The organism is Nostoc sp. ChiVER01, assembly GCF_034531155.1.
Classification (GTDB): Bacteria; Cyanobacteriota; Cyanobacteriia; order Cyanobacteriales; family Nostocaceae; genus Nostoc.
In genome coordinates this window covers 25,309-42,853 of sequence record NZ_JAVRBS010000002.1, presented here as the reverse complement: position 1 = coordinate 42,853, position 17,545 = coordinate 25,309, and the positions used below count along the sequence as shown (strand labels likewise).

Genomic DNA, 17,545 nt, shown 5'->3' with positions numbered 1-17,545 from the left:
TACTATCAGGCGACAGCAGACAGATAAACGCAGAAAGACAAACAGGGAAAGCTAGTTTATGACTCAGGCAATCAAAACCCAAACCGAAAACGAAACCAGCACTGCCTACTTTAAAGCCTTGAAGTGTAAGGAATGTGGTGCGGAATATGAACTCAAAGCCAGTAATGTTTGTGAGTTATGTTTTGGCCCTTTAGAAGTCAAGTATGACTACAGCGCCCTCCGTCTGACTGTCACTCGTGAAAAAATTCAAGCCGGGCCCAATTCAATTTGGCGCTATCGTTCCTTTTTGCCTGTTGCAACTGACAATGTTATAGATGTGGGAACGGGTATGACTCCCTTGGTTCGTTCTCACCGCCTTGCCCGTCGCCTGGGTCTAAATAAGCTTTATATAAAAAATGATGCTGTTAATATGCCTACCCTTAGCTTTAAGGATCGGGTAGTTTCAGTTGCACTATCAAGAGCGCGAGAGTTGGGTTTCACTACCGTTTCTTGCGCTAGCACGGGTAACTTGGCAAATTCTACAGCTGCGATCGCAGCTCATGCCGGTTTAGACTGCTGTGTATTCATCCCCGCAGATTTAGAAGCTGGTAAAATTATCGGTAGCCTAATCTACAGTCCTACTCTAATGGCTGTCAAGGGCAACTACGATCAAGTGAATCGTCTTTGTTCAGAAGTTGCCAACACACATGGTTGGGGTTTTGTCAATATTAATCTGCGTCCTTATTACTCTGAAGGTTCCAAGACGCTAGGTTTTGAAGTTGCAGAACAACTAGGCTGGGAACTACCGGATCATGTTGTTGCTCCCTTGGCTTCTGGTTCACTATTTACAAAAATTTATAAAGGGTTTCAAGAATTTATCGAAGTTGGTTTGGTAGAAAACAAGAGCGTCCGTTTCAGTGGCGCTCAAGCTGAAGGTTGTTCACCTATCGCCCAAGCCTTCAAAGAAGAACGCGACTTTATTAAGCCAGTAAAACCGAATACAATTGCTAAATCATTAGCGATCGGTAATCCAGCAGACGGCATTTATGCTCTAGAGTTAGCTCAGAAAACTGGTGGTAACATTGAATCAGTCAATGATGCAGAAATTATTGATGGCATCAAGCTGCTGGCAGAAACCGAAGGCATCTTCACAGAAACGGCTGGCGGTACAACTGTGGCGGTGCTGAAAAAACTGGTAGAAGCTGGCAAAATAGATCCAGATGAAACCACTGTAGTTTACATCACCGGCAATGGTCTGAAAACTCAAGAAGCAATCCAAGGCTACGTTGGCGAACCCTTGACAATTGATGCTAAACTCGATAGTTTTGAACGTGCCCTAGAGCGATCGCGTACTCTGGATCGTTTGGAATGGCAACAAGTCCTCGTTTAATTAGGAGTTATGAGTTTTTTTTATTCCTAACTCCTCACTCCTCACTCCTCACTCCTCACTTTTGACTTTGTACTTCTATGGCTGTAACAGTTTTAGTTCCTACGACTCTTCAGAATTTGACTAATAATCAAGCTACTCTCGAATCTAGCGGTAGCACGATTGCTGAATTGTTAGACTCTTTAGAACAAAGCTTTCCTGGGATTAAATCGCGGTTGTGCGATGAAGAAGGAAAGCTACGTCGGTTTGTAAATTTTTACGTCGATAGCGAAGATATCCGCTATTTAGATGGTATAAACACAGCACTGAAAGATGGGGATGAAGTAAGTATTGTTCCTGCTGTCGCTGGTGGTTAACACTATTTATCTCGTCTTTTATTTGGCTTGCTAGTTGGAAAAATCGCTTTAATACAAGTTTTGAACGTAAAAATCCTTCTAGTTATTTTATTGAATTTAACATCTAATCAATCTGCCATAGCCTCTAGGCTATGGCAGATTGATTTTCTATTTTAGTATTCGGCTATACTAGGATAATTTCATATCAGGTTTCAGAATATTTGCACACATCCTATAGGAAGATGCCCCATGAATAAATAATGAGTAAATTGATTCGGGATGTTGTTATGTACTGGATTTATATAGAGGTTTGGTTCACTACCAAACCTTATTTTTATATTTATTTAAAATGCAGCAGGTGTATAAAAAATTAAGTATAGGGGATTGAAAAAGGAATTTCATTGGTTCTTGTGGTGAATTGACTATGAGTATTTGTTAATACTTAAGTTCAATAATATTTATGTGCAAGCGGAATTAAAAAGTAAAAGTACTCCGCAGAATGCCGATGGTAACTGAGTCACTATCTGGTGTATGACCAGGCTCCATGATATGAATTATTCCTGGTGTAATGCTAATGTTATCTGTTAGCTGAAAACGATAAAATGCCTCAATTTGAGTGGTTGTCCCTGGTTGTCCACCTGCACGTCCTAAACCAGTATTAATAAAATCAGGAACATTATTCCCTACAGGTAAGTTGCTACTGGTAATTTTAGGAGGTTGACCGACATAAATTCCCCCCAAATTTCCTTTAGCAAATAAATCAGGGAAATTCAGAAACACCATATAATTTGTCGTCTCTACATTTCCGGATTGCCCAGGAATATAAGATTTAGTATAACCACCCCATGCACCTGCGCTAATGCGAGGAGAAATTTGCCAAGTTACAGTCGCACCTACGGCGTTAGTTTGCAGTGGTGCTGATTTTCCGGTAGTGGTATTAACTGTAGTTAAGCATTCATCACCAACAAAGGTTAGCAAACAACCATCCGAAGAGTAATTGTTAACGTAATATAAACTTAAATCTAGAGTATTGGTTGGTGTCAGCAGCAATTGCACACCTGTAGTTGTGTTTCCATCAAATAAACCGCTACCTTTACCGGGATTTCCTGGTTGATAACTGGTATAAATTGCCTGCAAACTAGCACGTTTAGCAAATTGCCAATCAATAGCTATACCACCATGACCGTATCCCATATTTAAAATTGGGTTTCTTTGGGCAAAATAAGACAACGGCCCTGTTGCAGCACTTTCTACCCGATTGGGGCCTCGGAAAGCAGCTGGCATACTTACGCCTTCTGTTCCTACCATTACTGCTAATTTATCTGTCACTAGCCAATGAAAATTGAGGTCACTTACAATTAAGCCATCTGTAGGAAATTCGTAGCCAAGTAAAACATCATTCCGGGAAACGCTATTGGTAAATCTAGGTGTAGTTTTTCCTTTACCATCTAAAAGACCTGTAAATAAATAACTACGAGGAGTGATTTGACTAGTTAAATATAGTTGCGCCAGGGATATGACATTAGTATTTGTCCCCGCATCATCTGTTTCTTTTTGTCCATCTCTAGGATTTACATCACCACGATTGCTAGTTCGTCCTTGAACACCAACTATTAATAGTCCACTGAGTTTGGTTGTTGTTGAGAATTGGTTGGCTTCGATTTCAGCAGTTTTGGCTTCTAAACTATCGACACGACCGCGCAAAGTTGCTAATTCAGGGGTAAATTCTGACTGCAATTTTTGTAATATTGCTAAATCTTCGCGGGTGACTAAATCGCTGGTGGCAGTAGTGATTAATTCGTTGACTCTATCTAAACAAGCATTCACTCCGGCGGCGAATTCATACCGAGTTAAGGCGCGATTACCGCGATAGCTGCTATCTGGATAGCCAGCTATACAACCATAGCGTTCTACCAAAGACTGTAATGCTTGGAATGCCCAATCGTTGGGTTGTACATCCTTGAGTTGAGAAACCGATGTAACTTGCGCCATCGGATTTACTGAGGAGAGGGGAGAAGAATTTAAATTTATACTCTCCTGCGCCTGAGTAGTTCCTGTATACTCTTCTGCTAAAGCTTTTTGTGCAACTCCATTTACTCCCGCAATTAGTAACCATGCGAGCATCCAGGTTTTGCGATGACTGCGGCTAATAAGTATATTTTTCAACTTTTTACACTCTGCTCACATACTTAAGTGAAAAGTGTATTCGCAATCATCAAGCATTCACATGGGAAAATTTACGTATTTTGTCCCAAATTAGACTTAATCCTTCTGGGCAACTTCTGAAAGGACGAGTATAACAGGGTATTAGGTATTGGGGACTAGGAAAGAGTTTTCTCAATCCCTAATCCCCAGTTCCCAGTCCCTAATCTATGCAAAATCGCCCACGCAAGCTGACGCCAAAAATCTCTAAAGAAAATAAACCTCATGCAGGTATGGTGAAACGCGTCGTTAAAAAACGCCGGAAAAAGCTAAAACGGGGAAGTTGGTTGTCGTCAATGCTAGTGATGTCTACGACGGTCACTGAGCGCAGCCGTTCGCGGAGCGTCTCGCAGAGAAGTGTGGGCTACGCCTACGCAATTCTCTTCAGTAGTGCTAGTCTAATTATGGCTTTTGCCTGGATTAGTGTTCTCTTCATCTTCAATCCTGACCAGGTAAGCTGGCTAAATAAAATTTTACCTGCATGGATACAAATTCCCCTTGGTAATCACGAACGCCCCCAAACTCTCAAACAAATTCAACTTGACTTGAGTCGAAAAAACCAAATATTTGGGGAAACTCTGCCTTTAAATCAAAATGTGAAAAACTCCTTTTTATTACCAGTTTTTCAGCAGCGTGCTAATTGTCAATCTGATTGTGAAGAACTGGTAGAACTCAGGGTTTATGAACGCTCAGAAGAGTTAGAGTTTAAATCTCAGTCAGAAAATTACTACTATCTAGCAACTCAATTACCTGTAACTGGGCCAGATGAATCTTTTGTAATTTCTTCGCTTGATGGGACATCAGAACTCCAGGATATTAGCATTCCCCTACCTTTGACTGAAGTGCAACGCTTTGAAGGTGCGACACCATCACCAGGGGTTTGGTTTGATTTGCACGGTCAACGCCAACAAGGAACTGCTGCAATCCACTACGGTTACGTCGTCTACTATAATCCAGAACGCAAGAATTTATTACAAATGCTGTCTTGGACTAGTCCTAATGGACAGTTGCCCAAATGGCGGCAGGTAACTGGTGATGGTACAAAGGAGTTAGTTCTCGATCAAACTGTAGATTTAGAACCGCACTTTCAGGTTTACCAAGTCAAGTCTCTAAAGTTATTCCTCAAACCAATTCAATTGGAGGCAATTACCCTCGAATCACCAGCACTCAAGGATTCTGCATACCAAAATGCTTTGTCAATTGCCCGTAGTGGACTGTGGACACCAGCCTTTGAATGGTTAAAATTCATCAAGAAACAGCACAAAGGAGTTTTGTCAGAGGCGGCGCAAGCGCAAATGGATTTGATTCGTTTGCATTCTCAACTTACTAAAACCCAAGCCGAGAAAATTTGGGCAAGTCCTAGTCAAGAAGTGCTGGCAGATTTGATTGATGGTCGTTGGGGGAAAGCTTTACAGGTGTTTGAAGCATCGCCACATAACGCCCAAGAAATTGCTACCCTACTCAAAGTTGATAAAAAACGATTGTGGAATCGCACAGTGGCGGCGTTACGGGTCAACCCAGATAGACTAGAGGTGCAAGCTTGGTTCGCCTTGATTTTAAAAGTTCAGCAGGGAGAAGAACATGCTAATTCCTGGTTAAAGGCGCAACCAAAAATTACAAAAGATAATCTTGCTTATATTCAAGGTTTGTTAGCCAGACTTAATATTGAGGGTACATCGCAAATATCCTCTACTTACCCTAGTCAAATTGTTGGTACAGTCCAACCAATCACTCAAGTTACCAACACCGACTGGCTACAAGCAAATTCCCCAGCAGATTTGAAACTCACAGATAATCAAGTTTGGTATCAGGTTGAAGTGAGTGCATTTTATGACGGTAAACGCTGGCTAAATTCACCTTTTGATAATTTCAACCCACCCAAAACTGACACCGCCAAATTTTTATGGAAAACTTTGGGAATTAGTTCTGACCCAGAAATTCAAATTGTGGTCTGGTTGCCAAATGGAGAACAACAAATTACTATAGCCGCTATCAAAGCGGTGCAACTACGAGGTAAAGTTTTGCGCCTATTAGCTGCTGGTCGAAAAATCCCAGAGAATCAAAACGATGTTCTCCAACCCAAACCTTTAGCCTTGACAAATGCAGCACTGGAATGGGTACAACCATCTCCCATCACTCTACGAGAACTCTATCAACAAAATCCCCAAGGGGTGAAGGTAATATTGTCAAGTCTGTGGAAATCTTTACAGCAATTTGATGAAGTTCCGGGTGGTGCTATTCCTAGTTTTGAGCAGATGCAGGAAAAGTTGGGTGATTGGCCGGTTCAAGTGATTGATTTAACAAATAATGCTCGACCAGAAATAATACTGACTATTTCAGCAGGCGCAATAGCATCTTTGAATCAACTTACACCTGAAAGTCAGGGGGAAAATCCAGAACAACGCCGTGACCGAACTATAATTTTGTCTGATCGCAATGAAGTTATTTATACTGATTTTACAGGAAATGACTTACAAAGACTATCTGCGATCGCCAAGCTTTCAGGGGTGCAATCCTTAGCTTTATTAGTCGAAAATGCTCATAACTACAGTTTGAGGCGCTGGTCAGAGAAAAATCAGCGCTTTGAATAGCACGCCCCTTACTCAAATTCCCCCCTCACTTAAATCTAGATTAGAGAGGGGAAAAGCGTAGGCCTAGCCCGTCGTAGACATCGCTATCTCCAAAATTGAACTATTCTTTTTGGTTGGTTTCGGCTAGACGTTGCTGCTTCAAATTTTCTAAGTGCTGTAACAGAGAGTCTACCTCTGCTTGTAAATGCATCAACTTAGCTTGCTGATCGTCTTGATAATAAGACTTGGTTAACTTACTGACCCAGTTAGCGTGGGACTCGCGATCGGAAACACTAGGTAAACAAGTAGGCATCGCTAATTAAATCCAAAACTTAACTCACACCATTAGAAATATTATAATATTGCTTTTTTAAGCTTTATTAAAATATTGTGTATTTTCAATCAATTACTCTAATGGATTTCAGGTTCAATCATAAGAGACAGCGATAATAATGGCTGTGTTCCTGAGAAAACATTGCCCGAAGTGTGCAAAGCTTCTGTTCACTCAATGGTACTTAGCAATACTTAATTTAGATAGTCTGCTAATTATAGTTGTATTAATTATTCATTGCTGTTACTGAGCAATTTACGTAAAAAATTTTCTGTAAATTATATTAAATTATGCCAAATCAGGTAAAGCACTTGTTGTTCGTGTAAAGTCTTTGTACCAGTTGCCTACGGCACACTTTACGAATGTAGAAGCAAGCTAGCAAGAGTGGCTTTATCAGGAGAAGGATGAAATTACCGCAAGGGTAAGGCAGTTTTCTGCGTATTTTAACTAAAAAAATGGATAAATTAAAGTGCTAAAATATACATCATGTAATGGTTGATCGCCTGTCAAAAAATTGGCTTTTTGTAAAGTAGGAATAAGTGTTTCAGAGAGTTCTTACGTAAGTCCCACAGAATTTGTCTATCATTTTTCACTCCGTCAGCATCCCCAGTTCGTCATGGCGGTTATGATAAACTCACAGTCGAAATAAAATAAAAATGGCAAAATCAAACGCCTGCATCACAAAAAATAATATTCTTAAATAATATTCTTTTGGAATTAGGGGACTCTTAACTAGAAACTGGTAAAGAAAAATTTGTTTTCTTCCTCTTCCCGATTCAGCCTTTCCCTATGCCACCCTTTCTAAATATCCAATCCTTTACATTAAGAAATTTTAAATCCCGTGACTTTGAGCCTGTCTCTTGCTAAATCTCATCGCCAACCCTGGCCCGGACTGATAGAAGCCTATCGCGAATATTTGCCTGTCAGCGAAAAAACACCGATTGTCACTCTGTTGGAAGGTAACACACCCTTAATACCAGCGCCTGCGATCGCAGAACGCATTGGCAGACAAGTGCGGGTTTTTGTAAAATATGATGGTCTCAATCCCACCGGCAGCTTCAAAGACCGGGGGATGACTATGGCAATTTCCAAGGCTAAGGAAGCTGGCGCAAAAGCAGTAATTTGTGCCAGCACGGGTAACACCTCAGCCGCCGCCGCCGCTTATGCAAGGCGTGGGGGCATGAATGCCTTTGTGTTGATTCCCGACGGTTATGTGGCGCTGGGTAAATTAGCCCAAGCTTTACTGTACGGTGCAGAAGTATTGGCAATTAAAGGAAATTTTGACCAAGCCTTAGAAATTGTCCGCGAGATGGCTGAAAGCTATCCGGTGACTTTGGTAAATTCCGTCAATCCCTATCGCCTAGAAGGGCAAAAAACAGGAGCCTTTGAAATCGTCGATGCGCTGGGTGATGCGCCAGACTGGCTGTGTATTCCCGTGGGCAATGCGGGAAATATCACAGCATATTGGATGGGCTTTTGTCAATATCATCAAGATGGGAAGTGCAATCGCTTACCCCGAATGATGGGATTCCAAGCCGCAGGTGCAGCGCCCTTAGTGACCGGTCAGCCAGTAGCAAATCCCGAAACCCTAGCGACAGCAATTCGGATTGGCAACCCTGCAAGTTGGGAATTAGCTGTTGCAGCCCAAACCGCAAGTCAGGGAAATTTTCAAGCCGTTACCGATGCCGAAATTCTCGAAGCTTATCGACTTTTGGCAGCATCAGAAGGTATCTTCTGCGAACCTGCTAGCGCCGCTTCTGTAGCCGGATTGTTGCAGGTAAAAGACCAAGTTCCTACAGGGGCAACAGTGGTTTGTGTCCTTACCGGTAATGGTCTAAAAGACCCAGATACAGCCATTAAACACAATCAAAGTCAATTTAAACAGGGTATTGCAGCAAAATTGGGTGCAGTAGCTGAAGCGATGGGATTTTAAGCATGGAACTCAAAGCGATCGTAATAGCTAATTGAAAAATTGCGTAGCTAAACCCCATCAAAGGTATCATAAGCAGGATTTTTCAGTCTAAAGAGTGTCAAAATAATCCTAGATAATTTTCAAACACTAGTTGATCATCCTGTAATGACCAAAACATACTCATAATACAAGCCTTTAAATTTATTTATGAGGATTATTAATTTTGAATTTTGAATTTTGAATTCGGAGCAAAGCGACGTGACTCATTCTACTGATATTGCCACTTTAGCCCGGTGGATGGCAGCTGACTTTAGCAATCAAGAACAAGCTTTTGAAAATCCGCCTTTTTATGCGCACATTCGCGTGTGTATCCGTCCCCTTCCGTTGGAATTGTTCTCAGGAGTAAGTTTGTTTCTCGAACAAGCTTATGATTTTATGCTCAATCAACCGTACCGGATGCGGGTAATGAAGTTGATTCCGGCAGAAAACCACATTGTTATTGAACACTACACGGTTAAAGAAGAACAAAAATTTTACGGCGCATCTCGTGATCCCGAACGTTTAAAAGTTTTATCCATTGACCAATTGGAAAGAATGTCAGGTTGCAACATGGTTGTAGAGTGGACAGGTAACAGCTTTAAAGGTAAGGTTGAACCTGGAAAATGCTGCATTGTGTTTCGTGACGGCAAAAACACTTATCTGGATAACGAATTTGAGATTGACGCTAAAGAATTTTTCAGCCTTGATCGGGGAAGAGATTTAGACACTGATGAACATCTGTGGGGTTCTATCGCCGGCCCATTTCACTTTGTTAGATGGAGTAGTTTTGCCGATGAAGTCAAGGTGTAAGAAGTCAGGAGTTAGGAGTGAGGAGTTAAAACTCATAACTCATAACTTATGGTCAACCTGTAATCAGGACTCTTTAGTGATCACATAAAGACTACCATCCTATTATCTCTACCTCAAAAACTTTAGATTTGGTTGATGATGTCCATCTAGCGATCGCTTAATGACTACTAGAAACATCCAGTTAATCAACTATCTTTACCTCAGAATCCTATGCTATCATGGTTTAACTAGCGCCCTATGGCTACTGAATGGATACTAAGACATCTTAGGAACAGTAAAGTAGTTTAGGGAATCTTGCTGTGGCGGCATAGCCAAGTGGTAAGGCAGAGGTCTGCAAAACCTCCACCCCCGGTTCAAATCCGGGTGCCGCCTTAAGGCTTTCAGCCTTTTAGGACAGTCAAAAACCAAATAAAAAGCTTTATTGATATTCAAAGTGATATTCAAAACCTTCTGGTTAACCCCAGAGGGTTTTTTATTTGACTAACTTAGGATATCCAGACCAATATCTAACTTGACATTGTTATTTATATACGGAGCATTTTATGGCTAACAAAAAACTACCTATAACCCTCGATGAACATATATTTAACAAACTCAAGAAACTGGCTGACAAAAATAACATCTCTATGGCGGCCCAAATCCGATACCTTATCGCTCAGGCAACTTCGGAAGGACATTAAAGACCTCGGCGATCGCCAAGATAAGACCACGGAAGCCCTAGAACGCATTGAAGTACAACTGGTAGAAAATACCCAAGTCTTGAACTTCCTAACCCAGCATTTATTAAACTCTGAAAAATACTAAAGGATTACTAAAATGTTGTACAAAAATGATTTTGATCTTGATGCCCATTTAGCTAAACTAGCGGCGGAAGAAGAAGCTTTAGAACTTTCCAAAAACCAAGCTAAGGCGATTATTAAAGCTGAGGCAGACAAGGCACGCCAAGAGCAACTTAAGCGCCAAGTTAGCCAAGAACTTACTAGTAGAACAGCTAACTTATTAGTCCAGAAGTCCATCGAGTATAATAATCTGGACTCTGAGACTTACCGAAAGGTCTATGAGCGAACTTTTAACATCTATGGTCAACAGAAAGCCCAAGAACTCTTTGTTTCCTCTGTGATCTCATTGTTGACCCATAAGCATTATGGAGTTGAATCAAAGACAGCTAGATTTGGTAATGGCGGTCTGACTTGGAACGCCAAGTCCTTTAATAGTCCTCAAGAACTTTATCAGGCTGTACTTACTACCTTACATGGGGAAGAAGGCGCGGACTTTGACCCATTGGGCGGTTCTGAATGGTTTGATGTTGTCCTTGATTCCATCTTTGAAGACCCAACTTATTTACCCTGCGAGGCTACTTTGGCTGATAGATTTCCTCTGTATGTTCAGGGGCTTGTAGCTGTAAATAAGATGTCTCAGACTAACCCGGTAGAACTACCTGATGCGGCTGATTTAACAGTCGATGACCTGATTTATCTTCAGGGATTATTCGGAGCTTACTAGAACGCACAGAGCATTTTATATCCTTAAATATCCTCCCCAGTAGTCTTAGTTGAACACTGGGGATTCTTTTGTGGTTTCTAGGGGTGGATTAGGTCAGCATAAAATACCAGAATGATTGTACAAGGGTTAACCCTGTATGCCAGTTTATGCCTTAAATGTGCCAGTTATGGGTAGCCACAATAACTTACTGTAGTTATAATGGGAGTACACTAAAAAACAAAAAGAACAATGGAACTCCCAGTTTTTACCAGAGTAGTTTTAGGTTTAGATGAATACCTCATCGGGCTAGACAAGGCGGATTTAGAGAAGTTATCAGTTATTCCATCGGTCAAGTCAGCAGTCAAGACCTTATATACTTGCCAGGGGTCAAAGTTTATTGATTTATGGGATCTTTATGTCGATAGCCTACCTTCGATTGAGGGTGAAGAGGATATTTTCTTAGATGATATGGAGTGCGAATAATGACTAACCAGAGAACTAACCGGAAAGTTAAGTTACAGGTCTGGCTAACTGAGGAAGAACATGAACTACTGTCCCAGGCTGCCACTGAAACAGGCCAGGGGATGTCTAGTTATGTCCGGTCTACTGTACTGAAAGCGATTAAGGCAGATTTAGGAATATCTTTAGATTCTCTTAAGGTTTAACAGGGGAAATCAGAGATGCCCAGAGGCTAGAACCCTGATTCTACTGTTGAATATTGGATCTGACAGACTATAGGTAAGACAAGAGGAATACACCAATGAAAGTAAGAAGACAAGACGCACAGCAAACCCTCAGATTATCCACTGACACACAGACAAGGCTAATAGCTCTAGGGGATAAAAGACAGCAGCCCATCTCAGAGATTATTAGGGATGCGATCGCTCAATACCTTGAGAACAATAACTAGGATACTTAACCAACCAAAGGAACAGACAAATGGCTTATTCAGTAGCAGAAATGATCGAGATGACCAAGGCTTCAAATGAAGTATCGAAAGCAGACCCTACCTATGATGGGGCTGAGTTCTGGCAGGATCTTTCATTTGAGTTATCTGATGATGAGATGAAAGCCAAGTACCCACTGTACAACCCTGAAGATTGGGAGTGGTTCTATAAGTTTGAGGAGAAGGATTATGAACACCTCGAAGCATGGGAGCAACTATTCAAGACCCTAGATGAGGGGAAGCGCTTGTTGGGCAAATAGCTCACACAGACACCAAATAGGGCAACCAGTAACCAGCTAGTTGCCCCAAAGACCAAAGATTCAAAATAACAGATTTAAATAACCAAAGGATTCAAATAATGGCTTTCAAATAACCCAAGAAACTAAATAATGGCTCTTAATAACCCTAATCAGTCAAACTTCTATTCTATCCCCCTCTCTTTATTGGTGTCATACCAGATACCAACATTTTAGTATCAAGGTAGGGGTAATCTAGAATCCTTGTATTATCCCCCTCTCTATTCTGGTATCATACCAGATACCACTAATAATATCCAGATACCTTAAATACTTCTAAATACCTCTAAAATATCTAATAGTATCCTATCTCTCTCTTACTGGCGGTGTCATACCAGATACCATACGATATGATACCAAATAGAAAACCCAGGTATTACCTGGGAATAAGTGGGGATAGTATAAGTATTATTGGCTACTTTGATGTGGATAGTTGAGCCTCTATTTTATCTAGTCTGTCTAAAATGGTAAGCTGGGCGGCTGGATAGCCCCCTAGAGCCTCTTGAATAGCCTCTATGATTAACTGATGCTGAGACTTACCTGTAATAGCTTTGGCGGCTTCTAGTAACCCCTTAACATCTTCTGGAAGTCTGAGTAGTGTTGTGTACTTTTTCATAACCATTCAACTATATAACTATATATCATTATACCCTGATATCTTTAGAATGTCATTTTTTATCCTGCGGTATCATATCGTATGGTATCTGGTATTACACCACTAGTAAGAGAGAGATAGGACAAGTATCTCAGTAAACCCCCAATAAATCCATAAATAAAACTCTATAGTAACCATAGAATATTTCTATGATTTATTTCTTAGTGGTATCTGGTATGACACCAATAAAGAGAGAGGGGTAAAAGTAAAACCTAAGTACAGCAAGGGTTTCACAACTAACCTTAGCGATCACCCCAAATCTGACAGATTATATATAATATGGTATCATGGTATCGTACCAAGTAAAAGTGGGGGATAGGAAGAAAATGGCTAACATGACTCTTAGATTAACTGAAGAACTAGAACAACAGATCAAAGCAGTTATACAAACAACTGGCACAAGTAAACACCAGTTCATCATAGACGCGATTAAGGATTCATTATCTGGGAAGGTCTACCAGTCCTTAGATGCTGCACAGCAAGTCAAAGAACAACTAGAGGGTAACAGACCAATCACAGAGGCAGCCTTAGACATCAAAAACGCCCTTGATATGCTACAGGCTCAGATTCACAAACTTAGCGAAGAAAACAGAGCCATTAAGGAAGAACTAACCAAGAAAAAAGATGAGCCAGAGCATCAGTTTAAGCCAGGGTATGAGGTAACTAAACAATCAACTGTTAGGTTCTCAATACTAGTTGCCAGTAAGTATATTGAGCAATACTGGAGCAAAGATGGCGGTAAGCAAAAAGATAAGTACAGATACCACCCTGAGCTAGGTATCATAACCAGAGAAGGTAAGACAAAGACAGGCAGAATGTCCTTCTGGATCATCGCTACGGATCTAGAGGATTTAACACTTAGCCCAGAGGGTTACTTTATAAGTCCACTGGGTACAACCTATGGATATAACCAGGAAACCTGGGCTATAGAGGAAGAGGAAGTTAAGGCTAACGGAGGCCGAGGTAAAGATCCCTACAAATATAGGGTAAGCGAAGATGAGGAGTTTATAGAGGATTTTGACCCCGGCATTACCCCAGAACACTTACACGAAACCTTTGGCATAGACCACAAAGACCTAGTTACCAGAAGAATACTAGACATCTGTATCGAGGGAGTCTGGACGCACTTCATTAAAGATTCTAATAATATGTGGAGTAAAACAGGCTACTACCAAGCCATCGACTATGCATCAAAAGCTAAAGTAACTAACTAATCAGGACAGGGCTACCCATGTAGCCCCATGAGTCATCACAACGAAACCTGATAATCTTGATAGACTCAACCAGGGACTCAAAAGGAACTCAGCTAATCCGCATAAGTACCCTATTTATATTAACTAACTATGCCAACACTAAACCTAGATGGACATGAGGTATATGGTTATGAGATTGATTTTATCCTTTGCTACAAAGATGATAAGCAGACAGATAACTTCCTAGAGGCTGATGAGTTCACTGTTGTCCTAACTGATGAAGGAAGAGATCGCCTAGAGACTGCTGAGGTATATGTGACCAGAGATGAGCTAGATAGTAGCACCTATGAGTTGATTTTAGAGTGCATTCAACCTACTTAAACCAATACACCTTTTGGATGACTTAGGGGGATATCCAAAGGACTAAATGAGTATACAGACAACACCAAAGACCCAAGGATAACCAATGACCCCTAAACAACAAGCTATTTTAAAATCCCTAAATACTGCACAGAAAGCTTTATACAAGAAACTGACCCCAGAGCAAAGACAAAGGCTCCTAAATATCCTAGAGCGCAAGCAAGCTGCATCTAGGGTACAACGGAGGGGTAAATAATGGCTAATAAGAAATCCTGTGTAGTCGAGTTGCTACCAGATGACATCAGGGAAGCTGTAGACGCACAGCTAGCTAAAAGCATCCCAGCACCAGCGATCGCCAAATGGCTAGTAGCCAGAGGTCATAAGGTAACAGCTAGGCAGATTTATGGCTACAAGGATAAGACACTACCCAAGGCTACCCTAACTGCCCCAGTAGACCCTAACAGCTATGATGACTTATCGAACTCAGACAAGCTCAAGGGGCTACTGAAGACTACCTTATATACTGTGGATGTCCTGAGTGATTCCTTTAAGGACACTGGCGACTTAAGCACCGCCAGGGTACTACGAGAAATGATCGAGACTGCATCAGGGCTTCTGAAGTACCAACTACAGTACAACCAGCCTGACCCAGTGACTCATGTAACCTTCAATATTGGAAGCCTAGAGGACACACTGGGCACTCCTGAGTATACCGGGGACAACTGGGCACATTACGGGAATGATGAGGGAAATCTACCTCATGATTAGGTAAAACCCTCAGAACCCCCCAGATTACCCCAGATTACCCTAGATTACCCCTAGAATCCCTTAGAGATACAAATACCTCTAGGGGATTTTTGATACCCCCCGTAGCCCCCCTTTGAGCTATTTGACTATATAAGAATACATAAGCATTACCACATAATGCAAAACCCTATGAGTAGTTACCAGCTACCCACAGGGACATTAACTAATACTTAACTTTTTAAATAACTTCTATGTCCACTATAGCACACCTAGCACTCGATGGTGCTAGTAGAAACTCTGATTATTTTAGGGACTCATGGGAATCCCGGTTAGCCTGTGGTAACTCATGGGAATACAGCCTAACTGAGCATTTGAAGACTCAAGGTTTAGACAAAGTTTACCAAGTAGACCATCACATGACCCACAGGGCGGTTTATGGGAGTTACAAGGCTGACCCGGATAACTGGCGATCGCGGAGTCAGTCTAAGTTAGCCCAAGACTTGTACTCAAAGTACCAAAGGGACATCCGAGTTATCCACAGTGGTAAAGGTTACAACTTAGAGGTCAAGTCTAAATCAGGCATATTTGAAAACCCTAACATACTGGTAGGCGGTATTGCAACCAGATGGGCCAGATACAAGTTCCCTGTTCACTTCATAGTTGCCATCGATCGCACCACGGGGGAAGCCAGGGTAACAGAGGCGGATAGGCTAACCAGAGAGACTAGCTGGCTAAGAGTCAAGTCCCAGGAGTTATCCTACGCAGTCCCCAGGCACTTATTCAAACCTCTGGATAGTTGGCTAGATTTCATTAGAGAGTTGTAAACAACTAATAAACCCCCGGATCATTCCAGGGGTTCTTCATAGGTTAACCAGTTTACTAAAGTTCTGGTAGAGTCAAGGGCACTGTATTACCTGCATAGTGCTTCAGGATTATCTCAGGGCTGTTACCTACTAACTTAGCTACTGTTGAGACTGTTAACCCCTCAGCCAGCATTAGAGTAATAAAGGTGTGCCGGGTGTTATAAGGGCATCGGTAGCGCTCGATTTTACCAGCATCTAATAACCCTTGCAGAACCCCATTATAGTTTTTATTACTTGTCCTTCCCCCTTTCCAGACCTGAGTAGAGAATCGGGTATTGCTGATTATTCCCCCAGTGGGACTAGTGAACACCTGGGAATCTAGATTAATATCCTGGGGTCTAATGGATAACAACAGTTCCCTAACTTGGGCATTACAGGGAAACTTCCTAGCCTTACCCGTCTTAGTCCCCTTCCTAATATTTAACTGGCTATCATAGGACTCACAGAAGTTAATCTGTGTGCATTCAGGGTTTATATGTTTCCACTGTAGGGCGATCGCTTCGCCAGTTCGGCAACCAGTCCAGAATAGGAACTTTACAAAGGGGGCATAGTGGGGCCGGGTATCCTCAAATGCTTTGATAATGATGTTCATTTCTGCCTTACTGAAAGGGTCAATGGCATCTGAATCATGCTTTGGTAGCTTGATATCCTCTGACATCCCGGCAAATGGGTTATCCTTAGCCAGTCCTGACCCCATAGCCCATTTACAGCAGGCAGCTAGGTAAGTTAGTACTCTCTTGGCAGCATTAGGGGATAGTTGGGTTAACAGGTGATCTCTGATTGCGATCGCCTGGGTTAAGTCCTTTGTCGGTAGCCCCTTAATATGGTTAGTGTACTTTCTGGCATAATCGCGCCTATATGTGGTGGAGGCTAGCTGCGGTTTCATGTAGGCACAGTATTGCTCCCATAGCCCCATGATGTCTGTCTGAGGAGTCCTGGGGTTAACCAGGGTTAACTGAGGTTTCTTATAGCTCTCTAGTTTCTCTTTGTAGCGCTCAAGGGTTGGGTCAAGCTGCCCTGTGATTATCTCTTCCTCTATCCAGTTGGCTACTGAATCCACTCGCCGCCGATTAATATCATTTGAATCTAACCCAGTACTGATGAAGGCTTGTTTACCCTGTGGTGTTACTGACCGAGGTAGCCGGAGCCTTAACTTACCCCTGAACTCCTCAACACCTACATTACCCCTGGCTGTCCTAGTTGTCTTGGCTATACCCATCTGAATATCACTAACCTCTATCTCCCTATAATGATATTCATTTTGATATTCAAAGTCAAGCGATTATTGCTAGATTGTTGACTGCATGGGCACTTTTGGGGCTAAAGGGTAGACACTACCGGTCTGCAAAACCTCCACCCCCGGTTCAAATCCGGGTGCCGCCTTCAAAGAAATATAAGCATTACAGGGCTTAAAAGCCCTTTTTTTATGCGAGTTGTA

The 17,545-nt window shown here is 41.8% G+C and carries 19 protein-coding genes and 1 tRNA gene; 16 read left to right on the top strand and 4 right to left on the bottom strand.

What is annotated here, in order from left to right:
* The first annotated feature begins 58 nt into the window (after positions 1–58).
* Positions 59–1,369, top strand: coding sequence for a threonine synthase (gene thrC, locus RMY00_RS02500; RefSeq protein ID WP_322646063.1), 1,311 nt, complete (start codon positions 59–61; stop codon positions 1,367–1,369).
* A 77-nt stretch (positions 1,370–1,446) separates the two neighbouring features.
* Positions 1,447–1,722: a ubiquitin-like small modifier protein 1 gene (locus RMY00_RS02495; protein ID WP_109007243.1), complete on the top strand. Its 276-nt coding sequence runs from the start codon at positions 1,447–1,449 to the stop codon at positions 1,720–1,722.
* 453 nt (positions 1,723–2,175) lie between these two features.
* On the opposite strand, the gene RMY00_RS02490 is transcribed toward RMY00_RS02495, so the two are convergent.
* Positions 2,176–3,825, bottom strand: a complete 1,650-nt coding sequence (locus RMY00_RS02490; RefSeq protein WP_322646409.1) for an iron uptake porin — start codon at positions 3,823–3,825, stop codon at positions 2,176–2,178.
* A gap of 248 nt (positions 3,826–4,073) precedes the next feature.
* Here RMY00_RS02490 and RMY00_RS02485 point away from each other — a divergent pair, with 248 nt between their 5' ends.
* Positions 4,074–6,494 (top strand): hypothetical protein, encoded by a 2,421-nt coding sequence (locus RMY00_RS02485; protein ID WP_322646062.1) that lies wholly within the window; start codon positions 4,074–4,076, stop codon positions 6,492–6,494.
* Between the two features lie 100 nt (positions 6,495–6,594).
* On the opposite strand, the gene RMY00_RS02480 is transcribed toward RMY00_RS02485, so the two are convergent.
* Complete coding sequence (locus RMY00_RS02480) at positions 6,595–6,786, bottom strand: hypothetical protein (protein ID WP_322646061.1); 192 nt, start codon at positions 6,784–6,786, stop codon at positions 6,595–6,597.
* Positions 6,787–7,645: 859 nt separating this feature from the next.
* Here RMY00_RS02480 and thrC (RMY00_RS02475) point away from each other — a divergent pair.
* The 9 genes from thrC (RMY00_RS02475) (at position 7,646) to RMY00_RS02435 (ending at position 12,253) form a co-directional block, all read left to right on the top strand.
* Positions 7,646–8,737 (top strand): threonine synthase, encoded by a 1,092-nt coding sequence (thrC, locus tag RMY00_RS02475; RefSeq protein WP_322646060.1) that lies wholly within the window; start codon positions 7,646–7,648, stop codon positions 8,735–8,737.
* A gap of 237 nt (positions 8,738–8,974) precedes the next feature.
* Positions 8,975–9,565: a chromophore lyase CpcT/CpeT gene (locus RMY00_RS02470; RefSeq protein ID WP_322646059.1), complete on the top strand. Its 591-nt coding sequence runs from the start codon at positions 8,975–8,977 to the stop codon at positions 9,563–9,565.
* Positions 9,566–9,866: 301 nt separating this feature from the next.
* A tRNA-Cys gene (locus RMY00_RS02465) sits at positions 9,867–9,937 on the top strand.
* A 201-nt stretch (positions 9,938–10,138) separates the two neighbouring features.
* Positions 10,139–10,369, top strand: a complete 231-nt coding sequence (locus RMY00_RS02460; protein ID WP_322646058.1) for a hypothetical protein — start codon at positions 10,139–10,141, stop codon at positions 10,367–10,369.
* A 12-nt stretch (positions 10,370–10,381) separates the two neighbouring features.
* Positions 10,382–11,068 carry a hypothetical protein gene (locus tag RMY00_RS02455; RefSeq protein ID WP_322646057.1) on the top strand — a complete coding sequence of 229 codons (687 nt, stop codon included), beginning with the start codon at positions 10,382–10,384 and terminating at the stop codon, positions 11,066–11,068.
* Between the two features lie 228 nt (positions 11,069–11,296).
* Complete coding sequence (locus tag RMY00_RS02450; RefSeq protein ID WP_322646056.1) at positions 11,297–11,530, top strand: hypothetical protein; 234 nt, start codon at positions 11,297–11,299, stop codon at positions 11,528–11,530.
* A complete protein-coding gene (locus tag RMY00_RS02445; protein ID WP_322646055.1) occupies positions 11,530–11,712 on the top strand; it encodes a plasmid mobilization protein in 183 nt (60 codons plus the stop codon). The genes RMY00_RS02450 and RMY00_RS02445 overlap by 1 nt, the downstream gene beginning before the upstream one ends.
* Positions 11,713–11,807: 95 nt before the next feature.
* Positions 11,808–11,957, top strand: coding sequence for a ribbon-helix-helix protein, CopG family (locus tag RMY00_RS02440; RefSeq protein ID WP_322646054.1), 150 nt, complete (start codon positions 11,808–11,810; stop codon positions 11,955–11,957).
* Positions 11,958–11,986: 29 nt separating this feature from the next.
* Positions 11,987–12,253 carry a hypothetical protein gene (locus RMY00_RS02435; RefSeq protein ID WP_322646053.1) on the top strand — a complete coding sequence of 89 codons (267 nt, stop codon included), beginning with the start codon at positions 11,987–11,989 and terminating at the stop codon, positions 12,251–12,253.
* A 451-nt stretch (positions 12,254–12,704) separates the two neighbouring features.
* Here RMY00_RS02435 and RMY00_RS02430 read toward each other — a convergent pair whose 3' ends face one another.
* A complete protein-coding gene (locus RMY00_RS02430; protein WP_322646052.1) occupies positions 12,705–12,905 on the bottom strand; it encodes a hypothetical protein in 201 nt (66 codons plus the stop codon).
* 374 nt (positions 12,906–13,279) lie between these two features.
* Here RMY00_RS02430 and RMY00_RS02425 point away from each other — a divergent pair, with 374 nt between their 5' ends.
* The 4 genes from RMY00_RS02425 (at position 13,280) to RMY00_RS02410 (ending at position 16,068) form a co-directional block, all read left to right on the top strand.
* Complete coding sequence (locus RMY00_RS02425) at positions 13,280–14,158, top strand: hypothetical protein (protein ID WP_322646051.1); 879 nt, start codon at positions 13,280–13,282, stop codon at positions 14,156–14,158.
* A gap of 129 nt (positions 14,159–14,287) precedes the next feature.
* The gene (locus RMY00_RS02420) at positions 14,288–14,518 is read left to right on the top strand and encodes a hypothetical protein (protein WP_322646050.1); all 231 of its coding nucleotides are present in this window, start codon (positions 14,288–14,290) and stop codon (positions 14,516–14,518) included.
* Between the two features lie 234 nt (positions 14,519–14,752).
* Complete coding sequence (locus RMY00_RS02415; RefSeq protein WP_322646049.1) at positions 14,753–15,265, top strand: hypothetical protein; 513 nt, start codon at positions 14,753–14,755, stop codon at positions 15,263–15,265.
* Between the two features lie 230 nt (positions 15,266–15,495).
* Positions 15,496–16,068, top strand: a complete 573-nt coding sequence (locus tag RMY00_RS02410; RefSeq protein WP_322646048.1) for a hypothetical protein — start codon at positions 15,496–15,498, stop codon at positions 16,066–16,068.
* Between the two features lie 55 nt (positions 16,069–16,123).
* Here the strand turns inward: RMY00_RS02410 and RMY00_RS02405 are convergent, their stop codons facing one another.
* Positions 16,124–17,326, bottom strand: coding sequence for a site-specific integrase (locus RMY00_RS02405; RefSeq protein WP_322646047.1), 1,203 nt, complete (start codon positions 17,324–17,326; stop codon positions 16,124–16,126).
* Positions 17,327–17,545 lie beyond the last annotated feature (219 nt).